This is a genomic window from Mesorhizobium sp. M0139, from assembly GCF_040322455.1.
Lineage (GTDB): Bacteria > Pseudomonadota > Alphaproteobacteria > Rhizobiales > Rhizobiaceae > Mesorhizobium.
Map to the genome: position 1 here is coordinate 226127 of NZ_JAMYTN010000012.1, position 16397 is coordinate 242523.

General features: G+C 64.0%; 17 protein-coding genes. 12 read left to right on the forward strand and 5 right to left on the reverse strand.

Annotated elements, in window-relative coordinates; genetic code table 11:
- Positions 1 to 28: 28 nt before the first annotated feature.
- Complete coding sequence (locus tag NKJ58_RS21820) at positions 29 to 943, reverse strand: LysR substrate-binding domain-containing protein (protein WP_352519959.1); 915 nt, start codon at positions 941 to 943, stop codon at positions 29 to 31.
- A 106-nt stretch (positions 944 to 1049) separates the two neighbouring features.
- Between NKJ58_RS21820 and NKJ58_RS21825 the strand changes: the two genes are divergently transcribed.
- The 3 genes from NKJ58_RS21825 to sbmA all read left to right on the forward strand — a co-directional run bounded on the left by NKJ58_RS21825 (position 1050) and on the right by sbmA (position 3872).
- Entirely contained in the window at positions 1050 to 1259 is a 210-nt protein-coding gene (locus NKJ58_RS21825) for a hypothetical protein (RefSeq protein ID WP_352519960.1), read from the forward strand.
- An 83-nt stretch (positions 1260 to 1342) separates the two neighbouring features.
- Positions 1343 to 2500, forward strand: a complete 1158-nt coding sequence (locus NKJ58_RS21830; RefSeq protein ID WP_352561096.1) for a YbfB/YjiJ family MFS transporter — start codon at positions 1343 to 1345, stop codon at positions 2498 to 2500.
- A 115-nt stretch (positions 2501 to 2615) separates the two neighbouring features.
- The gene (gene sbmA / locus NKJ58_RS21835) at positions 2616 to 3872 is read left to right on the forward strand and encodes a peptide antibiotic transporter SbmA (RefSeq protein ID WP_023668493.1); all 1257 of its coding nucleotides are present in this window, start codon (positions 2616 to 2618) and stop codon (positions 3870 to 3872) included.
- A 26-nt stretch (positions 3873 to 3898) separates the two neighbouring features.
- Here the strand turns inward: sbmA and NKJ58_RS21840 are convergent, their stop codons facing one another.
- Complete coding sequence (locus tag NKJ58_RS21840) at positions 3899 to 4903, reverse strand: polysaccharide deacetylase family protein (protein WP_023834492.1); 1005 nt, start codon at positions 4901 to 4903, stop codon at positions 3899 to 3901.
- 193 nt (positions 4904 to 5096) lie between these two features.
- On the opposite strand from NKJ58_RS21840, the gene NKJ58_RS21845 reads away from it, so the two are divergent.
- Both NKJ58_RS21845 and der read left to right on the forward strand, forming a co-directional pair.
- The gene (locus NKJ58_RS21845) at positions 5097 to 5759 is read left to right on the forward strand and encodes a tetratricopeptide repeat protein (RefSeq protein ID WP_023729304.1); all 663 of its coding nucleotides are present in this window, start codon (positions 5097 to 5099) and stop codon (positions 5757 to 5759) included.
- A 76-nt stretch (positions 5760 to 5835) separates the two neighbouring features.
- Positions 5836 to 7266 (forward strand): ribosome biogenesis GTPase Der, encoded by a 1431-nt coding sequence (der, locus tag NKJ58_RS21850; protein WP_023692116.1) that lies wholly within the window; start codon positions 5836 to 5838, stop codon positions 7264 to 7266.
- A 239-nt stretch (positions 7267 to 7505) separates the two neighbouring features.
- Here der and NKJ58_RS21855 read toward each other — a convergent pair whose 3' ends face one another.
- Entirely contained in the window at positions 7506 to 8414 is a 909-nt protein-coding gene (locus NKJ58_RS21855; protein WP_023668489.1) for a LysR substrate-binding domain-containing protein, read from the reverse strand.
- Positions 8415 to 8531: 117 nt separating this feature from the next.
- Here NKJ58_RS21855 and NKJ58_RS21860 point away from each other — a divergent pair, with 117 nt between their 5' ends.
- From NKJ58_RS21860 to NKJ58_RS21890, 7 genes are all read left to right on the forward strand, one after another.
- On the forward strand, positions 8532 to 9827 hold the full coding sequence (locus tag NKJ58_RS21860; RefSeq protein ID WP_352519965.1) for an MFS transporter: 1296 nt from the start codon (positions 8532 to 8534) through the stop codon (positions 9825 to 9827).
- A 136-nt stretch (positions 9828 to 9963) separates the two neighbouring features.
- Positions 9964 to 11148: a cell wall hydrolase gene (locus NKJ58_RS21865; RefSeq protein ID WP_023668487.1), complete on the forward strand. Its 1185-nt coding sequence runs from the start codon at positions 9964 to 9966 to the stop codon at positions 11146 to 11148.
- A gap of 265 nt (positions 11149 to 11413) precedes the next feature.
- Positions 11414 to 11806 (forward strand): AtpZ/AtpI family protein, encoded by a 393-nt coding sequence (locus NKJ58_RS21870; protein ID WP_023668486.1) that lies wholly within the window; start codon positions 11414 to 11416, stop codon positions 11804 to 11806.
- A 63-nt stretch (positions 11807 to 11869) separates the two neighbouring features.
- Positions 11870 to 12628, forward strand: coding sequence for a F0F1 ATP synthase subunit A (locus NKJ58_RS21875; RefSeq protein WP_023668485.1), 759 nt, complete (start codon positions 11870 to 11872; stop codon positions 12626 to 12628).
- 66 nt (positions 12629 to 12694) lie between these two features.
- Complete coding sequence (locus NKJ58_RS21880) at positions 12695 to 12919, forward strand: F0F1 ATP synthase subunit C (RefSeq protein WP_006206606.1); 225 nt, start codon at positions 12695 to 12697, stop codon at positions 12917 to 12919.
- A 92-nt stretch (positions 12920 to 13011) separates the two neighbouring features.
- The gene (locus NKJ58_RS21885) at positions 13012 to 13611 is read left to right on the forward strand and encodes a F0F1 ATP synthase subunit B (RefSeq protein ID WP_023668484.1); all 600 of its coding nucleotides are present in this window, start codon (positions 13012 to 13014) and stop codon (positions 13609 to 13611) included.
- A gap of 10 nt (positions 13612 to 13621) precedes the next feature.
- Positions 13622 to 14113, forward strand: coding sequence for a F0F1 ATP synthase subunit B (locus NKJ58_RS21890; protein ID WP_023668483.1), 492 nt, complete (start codon positions 13622 to 13624; stop codon positions 14111 to 14113).
- Positions 14114 to 14357: 244 nt separating this feature from the next.
- On the opposite strand, the gene rnhB is transcribed toward NKJ58_RS21890, so the two are convergent.
- A complete protein-coding gene (gene rnhB, locus NKJ58_RS21895) occupies positions 14358 to 15056 on the reverse strand; it encodes a ribonuclease HII (RefSeq protein ID WP_023726390.1) in 699 nt (232 codons plus the stop codon).
- A 154-nt stretch (positions 15057 to 15210) separates the two neighbouring features.
- Positions 15211 to 16365, reverse strand: a complete 1155-nt coding sequence (locus NKJ58_RS21900) for a PA0069 family radical SAM protein (protein WP_023684378.1) — start codon at positions 16363 to 16365, stop codon at positions 15211 to 15213.
- Between the last annotated feature and the right edge of the window lie 32 nt (positions 16366 to 16397).

Genomic DNA, 16397 nt, shown 5'->3' on the forward strand with positions numbered 1-16397 from the left:
CTTTCCAGCACTGTCGCGACGGACAGCCCTAGGCAGCGCTTTCCAGCGCGCTGAACTGCGCCACGGTCGCCGCGATTTCCTCGCGGATCCAGATCTTGAAATCGCGCACCTTGCGGCTTTCGGTCTTGGTCGCCGAGGTCACCAGCCAGTAGCCGAGGCCGCTCTGCGCCCGCACGCCGAAAGGCGCGACGAGGCGGCCGTCGGCCAGCGCATCGGCGGCCAGCAATTGCCAGCCGAGCATGACGCCGTGGCCGGCGATTGCCGATTCCAGGCACAACATCGGGTCGGTGAAGCGCGCGCCCTTGCGGAAGCTGACCGGCTCGGCCCCGGCAGCCTTGAACCAGCTCTCCCAGTTGATCATCGCCCGTTCGTCGGTGATGGCGCAGGTCTGCGCCAGGTCTTCGATCGACTTCAACTTTTTGGCGATCACCGGCGCGCAGACCGGAAAGACTTCCTGCGTCAACAAAAGTTCCGCCCGGCCGCCCGGCCATTTGCCGTCGCCAAGCCGGATGGCGATGTCGATGTCGGAACGTTCGAGATCGGCGAGCCGCACCGAGGCGTCGATGCGCAGCAGCACGTTGGGATGGCGGTCGAAATGCCGCGACAATCGCGGCAGCAGCCATTTCGAGGCGAAGGCCGGCGCCACCGAAACCACCAGCGTGCATTGGCTTGCCTCATCGGCCAGCGCCACCGCCTGCGCCAGCTCGCGAAAACCGGCGCCCAGCCGGGCGGAAAAAACCGTGCCGAACTCGGTCAGCACCAGCCCGCTCGCCGTACGCTCGAACAGCGCTTGTCCGAGCTGCTTTTCGGTGCGGTTGATCTGCTGGCTGACGGCGCTGACGGAGACGTTGAGCTCGCCGGCAGCCGCCGCCAGCGAGCCGAGGCGGGCGACGGTTTCGACGGCGCGCAGGCCGTTGAGATGGACGCGGTTCAGCATAGCCATTCCAGTTTTTCTAAACCGGCGCGGCCGAAATCTCAATTGAAAGACGGCGGAATAGAGCAGATTTTAGCGGGACAGTCAGACCGGCGAGTGGGCCGAGGAGGCAAGGATGGTGACGATCTTATCATTGCTCAAGATCTTTGCGGCTGCTGGCGCGCGGCAAGGCCCGCGCCATGCCGGCGACGCCGTCAATTGGGTGATCGATCCCCTGTCGCATCCGGTGTTCGACACCATGTCGGAGCGCGAGCTTGGCGACATGCCGTTCCGGCTGACGGCGCGCCGCACCGCCTACGAGACCGGCGCAATCGGCTGTGGTTGAGATTCTTAGACATTAGTCGCGAGCCTACTGGCCCAACACAAAGCGGATTGTTTCGGCGGCCGCCAAATCTATTGTGCGCTGCAATGAACGCTGCGCCATCACCCTTGCGTCTAGCCGTAGCCGGCATGATCGCCATGGCCGTTGCCATGGGCATTGGCCGCTTCGTCTACACCCCGATCCTGCCCGGCATGATGGAGGAACTGCATCTGTCGCCGGCCGATGCCGGCTGGATCGCGTCGGCCAACTACCTCGGCTACCTCGTCGGCGCGCTTGCGGCGGCCGGCGGCTGGGCGCATGGGCGCGAGCGGCTGCTGATGTTTGGCGGCCTTGCCGCCAGTGCTGCGCTCGCCGCCCTGATGGGACTGACCGAAACGATGACGGCCTTCATCCTCATCCGTTTCCTTGCCGGTCTCGCCAGCGCCTTCGTCATGGTGTTCATGGCCTCCATCGTCTTCGGTCACCTGGCAGCCGCCAACAGAAGCGACCTGCAGGCGCTGCATTTCGGCGGCGTCGGCCTCGGCATCGCGGCATCCTCAGCGCTGATGGCGGTTCTGGTCACCGAACATGCCGGCTGGGCTTCGGGCTGGCTGTGGTCGGCAGCGATTTCCGCCGGCGGCCTTGCGCTTGTCGCCTGGCTTGCCGGCGGCACCGCACCTGCCAGCGGCGTGGCCGACCGCGAACCGGCACTGCCGAGGGACCGGTCGTTGGCAAAAGTCATCGTTGCCTACGGCCTGTTCGGCTTCGGCTATGTGGTGACGGCGACCTTCCTGGTCGCCATCGTGCGCCAGGGCGGCGGCGGCCGCGTCTTCGAGGCAAGCGTCTGGATGGTCACCGGCCTTGCCGGCTTTCCCTCGGTCTGGCTGTGGCAGAAGGTAGCGGCACGGATCGGGCTTTATACCGCCTATGCCGTGGGCTGCCTGGTCGAGGTGGTCGGCGTCACCGCCAGCGTCGCCATCGGCGGCACCGCCGGGCCGCTGCTGGCGGGCGTCCTGCTCGGCGGCACCTTCATCGCCATCACCGCGCTCGGCCTGCAGACGGCAAGGCAGCTCGTGCCGGAGGCGCCGCGCCGGATTTTTGCGCTGATGACCGCTTCCTTCGGCATCGGCCAGATCGTCGGCCCGATCGTCGCCGGACTGCTGGCGCAAGCCTCGGGCAACTTCTTCCTGGCCTCGATCGTCGCTGCTGGCGTATTGCTGGTATCTGCTGGGATCACCTGGTCGGCCGCGCCAAAATCGCCATGATTGTGGTCTTGCTCGATGCCGGGCATCGGGTACGGGCATTTGCTTTCCACCTAATGTGTGACTTTATGCCCGCTGAACCCCGCTGATTTGCGCACCGACCGAGGATTTCACCACAGTGTTCGTATCCTTCTTCCCGCAGCCGAAGCTGTTTTTCACCTCGGCCGCCGTCTGGAGCCTTTTGCTCATCATAATTTGGTTTTTCGGCGGCCAAGAGCTGGGTACCCTGATTGGGCTTGCTCCGGTGGCAGCCGACACGCCCGTTGGCGTTGAAGTCTTTTGGTCTGACCCGTTCGTCTGGTTCTACCTATACTACGGCACGGGCGTAGCGCTTTTCGCTGGCTTTTGGAGGTGGTATTCACCCCATCCTTGGCAGAACTGGTCGATCCTTGGGTCCGCGCTCATTCTCTTCGTGATCTATTTCCAGGTTCAAGTGGATGTAGCCTTTAACGCTTGGTACGGACCGTTCTACGATCTCATACAGCGGGCGCTCGGCAAGGCGTATTCGACAACGCCGTGGGATTTCTACAGCCAACTGCTGACCATCTCCTGGGTCGCTGGATTGGCCGTTGCCGTGGGTGTCCTTAACCTATTTTTTGTGAGCCATTGGATCTTCCGCTGGCGCACGGCGATGAATGAATACTACATGTTCTATTGGGACAGGCTTCGCACTATCGAAGGAGCGTCGCAGCGTGTCCAGGACGACACCATGCGCTTTTCCACGACGATGGAAGCACTCGGTGTGAATTTGGTCCGCTCGGTAATGACGCTGATCGCATTCTTGCCCGTTCTCCTCGTTCTGTCGAAAAATGTAACTGAATTGCCAATCGTCGGAGAGGTCCCTTACTCCCTAGTGGTGGTAGCGATTGTTTGGTCGATTTTTGGGACTACTTTCTTGGCGCTCGTCGGCATCAAGTTGCCAGGCCTCGAATTCCGTAACCAGCGCGTCGAGGCTGCCTATCGAAAAGAACTTGTTTATGGTGAAGATGATCCGAATCGTGCTCGGCCGCCCACTGTCGCCGAACTATTTAACAACGTGCGGCGAAATTACTTTAGGCTTTACTTCCACTACATGTATTTCAATGTGGCTCGCATATTCTATCTTCAGATAGATAATATATTCCCTTATATAGTATTGGTCCCAACGATGGTGGCCGCCAAAATCAGTTTGGGTCTATTGAACCGAATTCTCGATGCCTTCGGGCAAGTGCGCTCCTCGTTCCAATATCTCGTCAATGCGTGGACAACGATTGTCGAGCTTCTGTCCATTTACAAGCGCCTGCGTGCCTTCGAGGCAATTATCCACGGCGAGCCGCTTCCCGATATCGATCGTCGTTTCCTCGCGCGCCAGGCAAAGGAACCCGACCCGGCTTGATCCTATCTGCATAGACGGTTGGCGGCTCAGCCGCCCACCGCCGCCTGCCTCTCGCTACCACGTTGCCGCTGCACATAATCGCGAAAACTGATGCACTCGACATCTGATTTGACGCAGTTTTCGCCGGCAAAGCGCTCCAGCGCGTCCCAGTAGGCGCCGTTGTTCATCGGCGTGAAGTGGAAGCTGAGCACCAGCGGGATGCGCTTGCCCTGATATTGCCTGTCGAAGGCGGCGCGGAACGCCTGGTACGTCCGCTCGGTGAAGTCTGCCGCCTGGCTTGGCCGCTCGAAGCCGCCGGAATGCCTGACATAGAGATTGTAGTCCATGGCGATCACCAGCCTACCATCAGGGCCTTCCGGGATCTGCGGCAGCGAAAAGCGGGTCAAGCCGCCGCCGGTCGGCGGCTCGACCGGGCCTTTCGAAACGCCGCTGGCATCATAGTGGTAGCCGGCTTCAGGCAGGGCCTCATAGAGCCCTTTGCTGGTCGAGAGGTACGGCGCGCGAAAGCCGACAACGGCATGGGCAATATCGCGCCATCCCTTGGGCTCGGGTTCAATACCGTTGATCGCATAGGCGTTTTCCAGAATGCGCTCGAACGAGGCGAATTCCTTCAGCCAGTCGGCCTTGCTCCAGTCCTTGCCGTCGAAATGGCCGCAGCCATGGCTGGCGATGTCGTGGCCTTCCGAAGCGGCGAGCCCGATCTGATCGAGCCGATCGGCGACGTCCTGCTTCGAAGCGGCAAAGCCGATGTTGGATTTGCCCGCGGACTTGGCCGGAGCTGTGTAGTCGGCCCGCGTCTGCGGCGACAGCAGGAAGACGCAGGACAAAAAGTAGGTGAAATGCGCGCCGGTGCGCTTGGCCAGCGCCCGGCTGCGCTGCCATTGCGAGATCTCCCGGGCGCTATCGAACGAGATGATGACGATTTGCTTCGGCTTTGCCGGGGCAGGCGGCGCCGGCGGGTCGGCGAAAGCCGCACCAGCCATGGCAAGCACGGCTGAGGAAAACGCAACAACGCGGGACAAACGTGGCATCGGCAATCTGGGCTTGATCTGGAGGCAGTCCAAGCCGGCTATCGGCAAAATGTGGCGTGGGTGCGATCAACGTCGGCAGCTATGCGCCCGGCGATTAGCCGATTTTCCTGCCGAGCCCCTTCCATGCCCGCGAAATTTCGCTAAAACGCGGGCTCAAGAAGCGCCCCTGTTAGGGCAGCAATGGTTTTGATTGATGTCCGACGACAGTTTTATCCGCGAAGTCAACGACGAGATCCGTCGCGAGCAGGCGCAGGCGCTATGGGACCGCTTTGGTCCGGCGATCCTTGGCCTCGCCATCCTGGTGGTGCTTGGCACCGCCGCCTTCGTCGGCTACCGCTATTGGGACGAGACGCGCGCCAACCGCTCCGGCGATGCCTTCTCGCAGGCGCTGAAGCTTGCCAATGACGGCAAGAGCGACGAGGCGCTGACCGCCCTCGAACAGCTGGAAAAGGACGGCTACGGCGCCTATCCGCTGCTCGCCCGCATGCGCGCGGCGACCGTCAAGGCCGACAAGGGCGACTTTGCCGCCGCCGTCGCCGATTTCGATGGCGTCGCCGCCGACAACGCCATTCCCCAGGGCATTCGCGACATGGCGCGCCTGCGGGCCGCCCTGCTGCTCGTCGATCACGGCTCCTTCGCCGACGTCTCCAGCCGCGTCGAGGCGCTGACCGCCGACAACAACACGCTGCGCCACACAGCGCGCGAAGCGCTCGGCCTTGCCGCCTGGAAGGAAGGCAAGACCCAGGATGCGCTGAAACTGTTCGACCAGATCGCCGCCGATGACGGCGCCCCGCGCAACGCGCGCCAGCGGGCGACGCTGATGTCGGAATTGATCCGCGGCTCGGGCGCGTCATGATACGCATCGCCCAAAGCCTGCCCTCGGGCCTGACCCAAGGGCGCGCTGCGGTTTGGGCGATGATATGGATAGCCGGATGAGCTTCAAAGTCGCCATTATCGGCCGGCCCAATGTCGGCAAATCGACGCTTTTCAACCGATTGGTGGGACGGAAGCTGGCGCTTGTCGACGACACGCCGGGCGTCACCCGCGACCGTCGCGTCCACGCGGCCAAACTCTACGATCTGCATTTCGATGTCATCGACACCGCCGGCTTCGAGGACGCCGCCGCTTCGACGCTGCCCGGCCGCATGCGCGCGCAGACCGAGATCGCCATCCGCGAGGCCGACCTGATCTTCTTCACCATCGACGCCAAGTCCGGCCTGCTGCCCGACGACCGGACCTTTGCCGAAATCGTGCGCAAGTCCGGCAAGCCGGTCGTGCTGGTCGCCAACAAGGCCGAGGCCAAGGGCGCCCAGGGCGGCATGCTTGAAGCCTGGGAACTGGGCTTGGGCGAGCCGATCCCAGTCTCGGCCGAGCATGGCCAGGGCATGCCCGATCTGCGCGACGCGGTGATCGAGGCGCTGGGCAAAGACCGCGCCTTCGGCGAGGAAGAAGACGAGGCCGAGGACGTCGCCGCCAGCGAGGTGCTGATCGGCGAGGACATCACCGATCCCGACGCCGAACCCGCCTATGACGACACCAAGCCGATGCGCATTGCCGTCGTCGGCCGGCCCAATGCCGGCAAGTCGACGCTGATCAACGCGCTGATCGGCGAAGAGCGGCTGTTGACCGGCCCGGAAGCCGGCATCACCCGCGATTCCATCTCCGTCGACTGGGACTGGCATGGCCGCCGGCTGAAACTGTTCGACACTGCCGGCATGCGCCGCAAGGCCAGGATCCATGAAAAGCTGGAAGTGATGTCGGTGCAGGACGGCTTGCGCGCCATCCGCTTTGCCGAGATCGTCATCATCGTGCTCGACGCCACCATCCCGTTCGAGAAGCAGGACCTGCAGATCGCCGACCTGATCATCCGCGAGGGCAGGGCGCCGGTCATCGCCTTCAACAAATGGGACCTGATCGACAATCCGCAGGAACTGCTGGCCGAACTGCGCGAAAAGACCACACGGCTTTTGCCGCAGGTGCGCGGCATCCAGGCGGTGACGGTTTCGGCCGAGACCGGGCGCAGCCTCGACAAGCTGATGGATGCCGTCATCAAGACGCACAAGGTGTGGAACAGCCGCGTTTCCACCGGCAAGCTCAACCGTTGGCTGGAAAGCATTCTGGCGCATCACCCGCCGCCCGCCGTCGCCGGCCGCCGGCTCAAGGTCAAATATGTCACCCAGGCCAAGACCCGGCCGCCGGGTTTCGTCGTCCAGTGCTCGCGGCCCGACGCGATGCCGCAATCCTATGTCCGCTACCTCTCCAACAGCCTGCGCGAAGCCTTCGACATGCCCGGCGTGCCGATCAGGATAGCGCTGCGGACTTCGGACAACCCGTTCGCGGGGAGAGCGAACAAGCGCAAGTGAGCGGTGACGGTTGCGAAATTCTCCGCAAGATTGGCGGGGCAGCACCCCCCTCTGCCCTGCCGGGCATCCCCCTCAAGGGGGGAGATCAGCAGCCGCTGCGGCCGTTCTCACCTTGCAAGATCAAAAATTGGCGAAAGCGTTGATGACAGCAATCTCCCCCCTTGAGGGCCCTTGAGGGGGAGATGTCCGGCAGGACAGAGGGGGGTGTGACGGAACGCGACACCGGGTGATCACCGCGTCTAAGCGACCTCTCTCAACCGCTCGTCCTGCGGCAGCGCCGCCACCGCCGCGTGCCACAATATATCCGCCAGCCGCGCCGCCACCGGGTCCAGTTCGGCGTCTTTCTGGTGCAGCACCAGCGCCATGGTCGGCAGCGCGGGTAAGCCCAGCGTTTGCGGTGCCATCGCCCTGACATTGGCCGGCAGGCCGATATCGGTGCGGATCGTCAGGCCGAGGCCGGCGGCGACCGCCGCCCAGATGCCGCCAAGGCTGGGGCTGGAGAAGGCCATCCGCCATGGCAGGCCGGCGCGGTCGAGCGTTTCCGTCGTCACTGTGCGCAGCAGGCATGGCGCTTCCAGTGCCACCAGCGGCAGTGCCTCGCCCTCGCGCAGCCTGGTCTCGATCAGCTTTGCCGGCCCGATCCAGCGCAATTGCGCGTCGCCGACATGCCGGCTGTAAGGCAGCGCCTGGCCGCTGTCCCAGGCCAGCGCAATGTCGAGATTGCCTGATGTGATCCGCTCGGCGAGTTCATAGCTGCGCCCGATCCGCGCCTCGATCTTGACCTTGGGGTGCGCGCGGGCGAAGCGTCCGAGCACCTCCGGCAGCACCGCCTCGCCGAAATCCTCCTGCAGGCCGAGCCTGACCCAGCCTTCCAGTTCCACGTCGTGGATGGCCGAGGCCGCCTCGTCGTTCAACTCGAGCAGCCGCCTGGCATAGCCGAGCATGGTTTCGCCGGCTTCGGTCAACGCCAGTCCGCGGCCCGACTTGCGGAAGATCGGCGTCGCCGCCTGGTCCTCCAGCTTCTTCAGTTGCGCGCTCACCGCCGAGGTCGAGCGTCCAAGCCGGTCGGCGGCCTTGGCGAAGCTGCCGAGTTCCATGCCGGTGACGAAGCTTCGGAGGACATCGAGGTCGAAGGTTACGCGGCGCATCACAACGAACCTGTTTTTCGGGAACAATTGTCAAAAACTTCCCGATATTCGGGATGAAGTTATGGCGGTAAAGACGAGGCGTCAAGGTCCCGAAGGGGCATCAACAGGAGTCCCGCCATGTCGATTGCCGACGCAAATTGTGAGCCAGGCCGGGTTGGCCGAGCCGCCGCCGTCACGTCGAAGGCTGAACGATTTCGCGCCAATCATCGCTGGAAGGTGCTTGGCATCGGCGTTGCCGCCAATGCCAGTTTCTCCGCCACCTTCGCCGGCATACCGGCGGCGGCGGTGTTTCTGCGGTCGGGCTATCACTTGAGCAATGGCAATCTCGGCCTGGTCCTCGGCCTTCTCGGACTGGGCGTTGCCTTGAGCGAACTGCCCTGGGGTCTGCTCACCGACCGCTGGGGCGATCGCGGCGTGCTGTTGACCGGCCTTGGCGCGACCGCGGCGTGGCTCGCCCTGATGGCGTTGTTCATCGTGCCCTCAGTGACCTATGTGCCTGGCGTCGCAATGCTGGCCGCGTGCCTTCTGGTCGCCGGCCTGCTCGGCGGCAGCGTAAACGGTTCCAGCGGCCGCGCCATCATGGCCTGGTTCCACGAAGGCGAACGTGGCTTTGCCATGAGCATCAGGCAGACCGCGGTGCCGCTCGGCGGCGGGCTCGGCGCGCTGGTCCTGCCGTCGCTGGCATCGGTGCACGGTTTCGCGGCGGTCTTCGGGCTGCTGGCCGCCATGAACGCCGTCTCTGCGCTGTTTGCCTGGCGGTGGCTGCACCAGCCGCCGGAACTGGACAATGCCGGCAGCATGGCCATGGCAAAGTCGGGCGGTCCGGCGCCGCTGCGCAATGTCGAGGTCTGGCGCATCGCCACCGCCATCGGCCTGCTCTGCTTTCCGCAAGTGGCGGTGCTCACCTTCGCCTCCGTCTTCCTGCACGATTTCGCCGGCATGGCCACGCTCACGATCAGCGCCAGCCTTGCCGCGGTGCAGACCGGCGCCATGGTGATGCGCGTCTGGAGCGGCCGCTTCACCGACCGCCATGGCAACCGCCGCTGGTTCCTGCGCCTCTGCAGCATGACAAGCGCGCTTGGCTTCGCGGCCGTCGGCCTGCTGGTCCTGGCGGCAGGAGCCACGCCAGACGCCCATGCCGCGTTGATCCCGGCGATCGCCGTGCTGCTGGTCGTTGCCGGCATTTCGGTCTCCGCCTGGCATGGCGTCGCCTACACCGAACTCGCCACGCTTGCCGGCGCCAGCCGCGCCGGAACCGCGCTCGGTCTTGCCAACAGCTTCGTCTTCATCGCCTTCTTCGTGGTGCCGACCGCCATTCCGGCTTTGCTGCTCATCTGGTCGTGGCCTGGCGTCTGGCTGGTGGGCGCGCTCTGCGCCATGATTGCATGGCCAATTTTCCTGCGGCCGAACTGACGGGTTGCCGGCCGGCAAACGGCGTCCCATTTCGGGCCGCTTCGGAACAACACGATCGACCGCGTTAACCCCGCATCAAGGTTAATGCTTCACTTTGGCTCTCCAGTGGCTCAGTTGCGTTTCTGGAGAGTTCCCCGTGCATCGACGTGTCCTGAAGCGGCTGGCCGCCGCCGCCGGTGAGAAAAAACGTTCCTTCGTATCGCCATTGGTCATCGGGCTCGGCATCTGGATCGGCTTTCCGACCGTCGTCGCCTACCAGGACATGGGCAGCTTGATTTCCGGCCTCGAAGCTTCGGGCACCCGCTGGAACTCTTATGTCGAGCGCTCCGTCGCCGGCTCGGTTCATGCCGCCGAAATGCCTTTCATCGATTCCGTCACCACCGGTTCGCTCTCGGGCTCGGGCGTGCGCCTGCCCGGCGTCGGCAAGGTCTCGTTTCGCGGCAAGGGCAATGTCGCCGGCATCACGCCCGACGAGGACCGCATCATGCGCGCCGACAAGAAGGGCCGCATCATCCAGGTCTCGCCGGTGGCGCCGCCGAAGAACTTCAATGCCGGCTCGATCTTTCAGCGCACGTCCTCGCTGCTGCGGCCGAGCATGGACAGCGGCCTGAAGCTCGCCTTCGCCAAGCCCGGCATCAAGGGCAAGGAAATCCAGATCGCCCAGGCCTTCCACACCAATGTGGACAAGAAGCCCGATCCCGGCGTGCCGGCCATGCTTGCCGCCCTCGTCAACAATGACAGACCGGACGTGCTGGCCACCGCCTATGCCCAGGCCGAACCAGATTACGCCAAGGCCTCGCCCTTCGAAGCGCTGCTGCAGGACGAGGAGCCGAGCAGCGGGCGCTTCATTCCGCCGATGGCCAAGGGCGATCATTCGTGGATCCAGAACCCGCTGCCGGCCAGCGTCTTCTCCACGAAGGAGCAGGCCTGCCTCGCCAACGGCATCTATTTCGAGGCGCGCGGCGAATCCGTGCGCGGCCAGGCCGCCGTCGCGCAGGTCATTCTCAACCGCGTCCGCAATCCGGCCTATCCGAACTCGATTTGCGGCGTCGTCTACCAGAACGACAACTGGCTGAACCGCTGCCAGTTCTCCTTCGCCTGCGACGGCCGCAAGAAGCGCATCGAGAGCCCCGCCCATTACAAGACCGCGCAGGACGTCGCGATGGCGGTCACCGCCGGCAAGATATTCATTCCCGAAGTCGGCTCATCGACCCACTACTACGCCAACTACGTCCATCCGGGCTGGGCGCGCACGATGCAGAAGATGACCAAGATCGGCCTGCATATCTTCTACCGCACCTATGGCGGCGGCTGGAGCTGAGCCCTTCGGCTTGCCTGTCGCAAACGAACCGCAAAGGCCCTGGAAGCCGAAATCGGACAACGGTCGCCGGACGGATTCGGGGCATGTGCCGACCCGATAGTGCCGGGCACGATGTCGCACCTCGCCAAGTGATTGATTCCAATAGAAAAAATACATGGCTTTGAAGTCCCGCCCGTGGCTTGACGGGCGCAAACCCTCTAACTATGTTGCCGGCGACTTTAGAAGCGGACGGACGGTGACGGTCTGACCGGGCAGGGGGGTTACGATGGCCGACAAGAACGGGCCAGACGGAACCGGAGAAACCGGCCGCGGCAGCAAGCACGAGGCCGACATCCGCGACGAAGATCTCGAACGCCGCCGGCGTGAGCTTGGAGCATCGCTTGCGACAAGACGGCCGGATCAGCTCGAGGGGAATGACGGCGCGAAGGCGACGGCCGGATATGGCCAGGCGCTCAAGCTGTCCAGCGAGTTCATCGCCGGGATAGTGGTGGGTGTGGGCCTTGGCTGGTTTCTGGATCGCGTGGCGGGAACCTCGCCATGGGGTCTGGTCGTCGGCTTGTTGCTGGGCTTTGGCGCCGGCGTGCTCAATGTCCTGCGTTCGTCAGGTGTTGTGGCGGAATTCGGAAAAAGCGAGAAGTCGCACGATCCGAAAGAATGAAATGGCGCCGCCAATGGCGCACAAGGACACTTAAGGCCGTTCGCGGCTTTGACGGGGATGTAAATGGCTGCTGACAAGGTCGATCCGATCCACCAGTTCCATATCGTCAAGCTGATTCCGATCAACATCGGCGGCTATGACCTGTCCTTCACCAATTCGTCCCTGTTCATGGTCGCGACCGTCCTCGTCGCATCGGCGTTTCTGTACCTCTCGACCTCGAGCCGCAGCCTTGTTCCCGGGCGCCTGCAGTCGGTTTCGGAAATGGGCTACGAGTTCGTCTCCAACATGCTGCGCGACGCCGCCGGAACGCAGGGCATGAAGTTCTTCCCCTTCGTGTTCTCGTTGTTCATGTTCGTACTGGTCGCCAACCTGCTTGGCCTTTTCCCGTACTTCTTCACCGTCACCAGCCACATCATCGTCACCTTCGGCCTCGCAGCCCTGGTGATCGGAACCGTCGTTGTCTACGGCTTCACGAAGCACGGTCTGGGTTTCCTCAAGCTCTTCGTGCCGCATGGCGTTCCGGTGTTCCTGCTGCCACTGGTGGTGCTGATCGAAGTGATCTCCTTCGTGTCGCGCCCGGTCAGCCTCTCGGTTCGTCTGTTCGCCAACATGCTGGCCGGCCACATCACACTGAAGGTGTTTTCGGGCTTCGTCGTCAGCCTGAGCGCGCTCGGCGCCGTCGGCGTTGCCGGTTCGGTGTTGCCGCTGGCCATGGCAGTCGCGCTGACCGCGCTGGAATTGCTGGTCGCTTTCCTGCAGGCCTACGTCTTTGCGGTGCTGACCTGCATGTATCTGAACGACGCCCTGCATCCCGGGCACTGACCTAGAATTTCCGGCATCTTTCGCCGGATGGAATTGCAACGAATTACAGATCCAAAGGAGTTTAAAATGGACGCAGAAGCAGCAAAGTACATCGGCGCCGGTATCGCTTGCCTGGGCATGGGCGGCGCGGGCATTGGCCTCGGCAACATCTTCGGCAGCTACCTGGCGGGCGCCCTGCGCAATCCGTCGGCCGCCGATGGCCAGTTCGGCCGCCTGATTTTCGGCTTCGCCGTGACCGAAGCTCTGGGCATTTTCTCGCTTCTCATCGCGCTTCTCGCCCTGTTCGGCTGAGCCCCTGTTCGGCCAATTATCGGTCGGACGAGCATTGGGAAGAATTGGCTGGCCGCATTCCTGCGGCCATGCCTGATATCAGGGGATAGTCCATGTTCGTGACATCTGCGTTTGCGCAAGAGTCCGCACCCGCCGCTGAAGGCGCCCATACCGGTACGGAAGGCGGCACGCATTCCGGCGCCGGCGTGCCTGCCGAGGCGCACGGCACGTTCCCGCCATTCGATCCGGCGACGTTTCCGTCCCAGCTTCTGTGGCTGGCGATCACGTTCGGGCTGTTCTATCTGTTCCTGAAGAAGGTGGTGATGCCGCGCCTTGGCGGCATCATCGACGTCCGCAGCGATCGCATCACGCAGGACCTCGACCAGGCCGCCAGGCTGAAGGGCGAGGCCGACGCCGCCGTTGCCGCTTACGAGCAGGAACTTGCGGAAGCCAAGGCCAAGGCCAACGCGATAGGCCAGCAGGCCAACGACGCTGCCAAGGCTGAAGCCGAGGCTGCCCGCAAGAAGGTCGAGGCCGCCCTCGACAAGAAGCTCGGCGAGGCCGAGGCCAGCATTGCTTCCATCAAGGCCAACGCCATGAAGGAAGTCGGCACGATTGCCGAGGACACCGCTTCAGCCATCGTCGATGCGCTTGTCGGCGGCAAGACGAGCAAGGCCGAGATCTCGGCTGCGGTCAAATCCGTGGCCCGGTGAGGAGCACATCATGGACGCCACATCTCTCGCAACGCTTTGGGCAACGGTTGCCCTCGTCATTTTCCTCGGCGTTGCCGTTTACATCAAGGTGCCAGGCCTGATCGCCAAGTCGCTCGACGCCCGTGCGACCAAGATCAGCGACGAGCTTGCGGAAGCCCGCCGGTTGCGCGAAGAGGCCCAGCAACTGCTCGGCCAATACCAGAAGAAGCGCAAGGAAGCAGAGCAGGAGGCCGCAGCCATCGTCGCTGCCGCCAAGCGCGAGGCCGATATGCTTGCCGCCGAGGCGCACAAGAAGACCGAAGACTATGTCACCCGTCGCACTGCGCTTGCCGAGCAGAAGATCGGCCAGGCAGAGCGCGAAGCCGTCGCCGAAGTGCGCGCCAGCGCCGTCGACATCGCCGTCGAGGCGGCCCGCACGCTGCTCGCCGGCAAGATCGACGCCAAGGCCGGCGCGGATCTTTTCAAGTCCGCGCTGCAGGACGTGAAGGCCAGGCTGAACTGAGCGGGGTTAACTCGCTGACATCAAGCCGCCCGGGCAACCTGGCGGCTTTTTTGTTGAGCGGCGACGGAGATTGGCGAAGGCGGTGGTGCGCCTGATCTCCCCCCTCGAGGGGGAGATGTCGCCAAAGGCGACAGAGGGGGTCCGTTCGACCGGGCGCGACGCATTCTGCTGCGAAGAAGGGCTAGCGCTTCACGCGCGGCGACCCCCTCTGGCCTGCCGGCCATCTCCCCCTCAAGCGGGGAGATTAGCTGTCCAACCCGACAAACCCTTCTTCTTCCACCACCTCAACCCCACCCAGCCTGAACGGCGCGAATGATGCCCGGTGCAGCCTTGCCACCGGCCCATGCGCTTCGATCGCGGTGCGGTGGCGCACGGTGGCGTAGCCCATATGGACCTCGAACCCGTAGCGCTCGTGATGGCTGCCGCAGCCGCACATCATGCGGTCGCGCATCACCTTGGCGACGATCGAGGCGGCGGCGATCGATTGCGAGCGCTGGTCGCCCTTGATCAGCGCGCGGCCTTCGCAGAGGAGGCCCGGCGGCACATCGCGGCCATCGGCCAGCGCCAGCTTTGCCTGGATCGGCAGGCCGGCAAGGGCGCGGCGCATGGCTTCCAGGCTGGCCTTGAGGATATTGCTGCCGTCAATGCCTTCGGCGCTGACCGAGGCCATCGACACGCCGAGCGCTGACCCCAGGATTTTCAGGAACAGCGCCTCGCGCTGCAAATGGTTGAGCCGTTTGGAATCGTCTAGCCCGTCGGGAATGTTGGCGGGATCGAGGATCACCGCCGCCGCCACCACCGGCCCGGCCAGCGGACCGCGGCCGGCCTCGTCCATGCCTGCCACCGGCCAAAGGCCTTCAGCCATCGCCTTCGTCTCGAAGGAGAAGTCGGGCTTTTCGACGATTTCGAAAAGAAGCGGAGAATCGGAACGCGCGCGAGCCATGTTGCGGCGAGGTTCGCATCGGCTCCGATTCTCCGCAAGTCCCTCCAAGGTCGAGTGGGGCAAGACCGGGAGGGCACCGTCTGCAGGCCGGGGGACAGGCCGGACGGGATTCTTGGGTCGCCTGCCAACCACGAGGGCAGGGCAGGCGCTACTCTCAGAGCAGCATCAGCTGCTCGGTCGCCTTGGCGGCGGCGACAAACTGGTCGGTTCGGAGCGTGCGCCGCTCGGCGTTGAGGCCGAGCCGCTTGGCCGTGATCTCGAAGCGCCGGCCGATCTGCCAGGCATAGGGGCCGGCGCCTTTCATCCGCTTGCCCCATTCCGAATCATAGTCCTTGCCGTCGCGCATCGAACGGATCAGCGACATTACGTGCCGGTAGCGGTCGGGATAATGGCGCAGCAGCCAGTCCTTGAAGATCGGCGCCACCTCGAGCGGCAGGCGCAGGATGACATAGCCGGCCTCGCGGGCGCCTGCGGCGCGTGCCGAATCGAGGATGCGCTCCATCTCCTGGTCGGTCAGGCCGGGAATGATCGGCGCCACCATGACAGAGGCCGGGATGCCGGCATCGGAAAGCTGCCGGATCGCCTCAAGCCGCTTGGTCGGCGTCGACGCGCGTGGCTCCATGGTGCGCGCCAGCATGCGGTCCATCGTTGTCACCGACAGCGCCACCTTGGCCAAGCCCCGTTCGGCCATGCGCGACAATATGTCGATGTCGCGCGTCACCAGATGGGATTTGGTGACGATGCCGACCGGATGGCCGCGCGCCTCCAGCACTTCGAGGATCTCGCGCATGATCCGGTATTGTTTCTCGATCGGCTGGTAGGGATCGGTGTTGGTGCCGATCGCGATGGTGCGCGGCTGATAGCCATCCTTCGACAGTTCCTTGTCGAGCAGCCGCGCCGCATCCGGCTTGGCAAACAGCTTCGCTTCGAAATCCAGCCCCGGCGACAGGCCCATGAAGGAATGCGTCGGCCGGGCGAAACAATAGACGCAGCCATGCTCGCAGCCGCGATAGGGGTTGATCGAGCGGTCGAAGGAAATGTCGGGCGATTCGTTGCGGGTGATGATGGTGCGCGGCTTCTCGACCTGCACTTCGGTCTTGAACGGCGGCAATTCCTCCAGCGAATTCCAGCCGTCGTCGAACACATGCCGGCTGACCGGCTCGAACCGGCCGGACGGGTTGATGCCCGCGGAACGGCCGCGGTTGCGATCCGGACGGACGCGCATGCCGCTCTGTTCGATCATCGCATTGGCCATCTCGGCTCGCCCTGCTCCGAAAGCAGCAATGTCCGCACGCACGATATGTTCCATTTTGGCCCTTTCCCAAGGACTGTCGGCTGGCT